The following is a 1,654-nucleotide window of genomic DNA, read 5'->3' on the forward strand; positions in this document are numbered from 1 at the left end:
GGGTCGTATGGTGGGTTCGCAAGACTACCTGACCAAACCTTTTACAAAAGATCAGCTGCTGCAGACCGTACAGGATCTCGGCAGCGCTAAACAAGGAGTAGTGTGATGGCAATCAAGAAAATACTGGTAGTTGACGACTCCAAAACCGAATTGATGTTCTTGACCGATCTGCTGGTCAAAAATGGTTTCACCGTCAAAACTGCTGAAAATGCAGAGGATGCATTTCGCCGCCTGGCGGAAGACAAGCCCGAACTGATCCTGATGGATGTGGTGATGCCGGGGCAAAACGGGTTCCAGCTGACGCGCGCCATCACGCGCGACCCGTTGTACTCGGATATCCCCATCATGATGTGCACCAGCAAGAACCAGGAAACTGACCGTGTCTGGGGCATGCGGCAGGGCGCCCGCGACTACATCACCAAGCCTGTGGATGCTGATGAGCTGATGGCCAAAATCAAGGCCCTTGGCTGATTTACGGCGTAAAACCAAAGCATGGCGAACAGACAAGCACTTAGAGAGCTACAAACCCGGCTGGCCGACAGGTTGCAGATTGCGCGGACGCAAGGCGTTGCCGCGTCCTGGCTGGCCGTGGAGGCTGGCGGGAAGAAATACCTGTTTCCCCTGAGCCAATCCGGTGAAATTTTCCCGTGGGTCAGTACGCAGCCTGTTCCGTATACGCAAGCCTGGTTCGCCGGTGTTGCCAATTTGCGCGGCGGCCTGTTTGGTGTCGTGGATCTGGCGAGTTACGTCAGCGGCAAAGCACCCCCTCCCAAAAACGAGCTTGCACGCACGGATTCCAGGCTTGTTGCACTCAACAGTGCCCTGGAAGTTAACTGCGCATTGCTGATCGACAAGCTGTCCGGGCTGCGCAATCAGGAGGCGTTCAGTGATTTTTCCGAAAAAGCGCCCGACGCGCCCGATTTCTTTGGCAACCAGTACGTTGACCTTAATGGTGCGACCTGGCAGGAAATCAACCTTCAGTTGCTTGCCCAGCAAGCGCATTTTTTGACGATAGGCGCATAGCGCACACTGTTTCTCTCCCGGAAGGCTCACCATGTCTGTTATTGAAAATATCCAGAAGCTATTTAAAACCAAGCCCGATCAGCCCGAGGACAGCATGGACATGGCTTCCGTCGGTACGCCAGATCCTCTTGCGACCGGAGCCATGGATCAGGCTGCGCTTCAGACCGCAGCGATTCGGCAGCCGGGTGGAAATGACGATGCTTTCGCGCCCAGCCGCATGGCGACCGCCGAGGACGGCGCACCTGCGGTAAATCAAGAGCTGCTGCGTCTGCCTTTATTGGGCCGCAGGACCATCGGTCAGCATCAGCGGGTGCTGGTGTTTTTCCTCGCCGTCGCGGTGGCTGTCCTGGGTACGGTGACTTTCCTGGCGCTGAGCCAGGCGGATAAAGTGGCTCAACAGGTGGCGGCCACCGGGCAGTCTTTGATGCAGTCGCAGCGTCTGGCGAAATCGGTGTCTCAGGCGCTGGTGGGCAGTGCCCAGGCCTTCCCTGACGTGCGTGAGAGTTCTGACGTACTGGCAAAAACCGTGCGCGGACTGAAATCCGGTGAAGAAAGTCTGCGTCTGGCGCCAGTGAGTGATGACCTGCAATCTGACGTGGAAAAGGTCACGCCTTTCATGGAGCGCGCTGAA

The 1,654-nt window shown here is 56.8% G+C and carries 3 protein-coding genes and 1 pseudogene; all 4 read left to right on the forward strand.

Annotated elements, in window-relative coordinates; genetic code table 11:
• Window positions 1-106: pseudogene (locus AC1D1X_RS22675) on the forward strand (response regulator); the annotation flags it as partial.
• The gene (locus tag AC1D1X_RS22680) at window positions 106-471 is read left to right on the forward strand and encodes a response regulator transcription factor (RefSeq protein ID WP_007864987.1); all 366 of its coding nucleotides are present in this window, start codon (window positions 106-108) and stop codon (window positions 469-471) included. The pseudogene AC1D1X_RS22675 and the gene AC1D1X_RS22680, both read left to right, overlap by 1 nt.
• A gap of 21 nt (window positions 472-492) precedes the next feature.
• Entirely contained in the window at window positions 493-1,023 is a 531-nt protein-coding gene (locus AC1D1X_RS22685; RefSeq protein ID WP_092131850.1) for a chemotaxis protein CheW, read from the forward strand.
• A 31-nt stretch (window positions 1,024-1,054) separates the two neighbouring features.
• The coding region (locus AC1D1X_RS22690; RefSeq protein WP_477699264.1) for a type IV pili methyl-accepting chemotaxis transducer N-terminal domain-containing protein at window positions 1,055-1,654 on the forward strand (600 nt) is incomplete at its 3' end.

Source organism: Polaromonas sp. P1_G4, from assembly GCF_056405475.1.

What these genes read in the sequence shown, in the direction of transcription:
- AC1D1X_RS22680 (WP_007864987.1), top strand. Translation starts at nt 106, where the DNA reads ATGGCAATCAAGAAAATACTGGTAGTTGACGACTCCAAAACCGAATTG.
- AC1D1X_RS22685 (WP_092131850.1), top strand. Translation starts at nt 493, where the DNA reads ATGGCGAACAGACAAGCACTTAGAGAGCTACAAACCCGGCTGGCCGAC.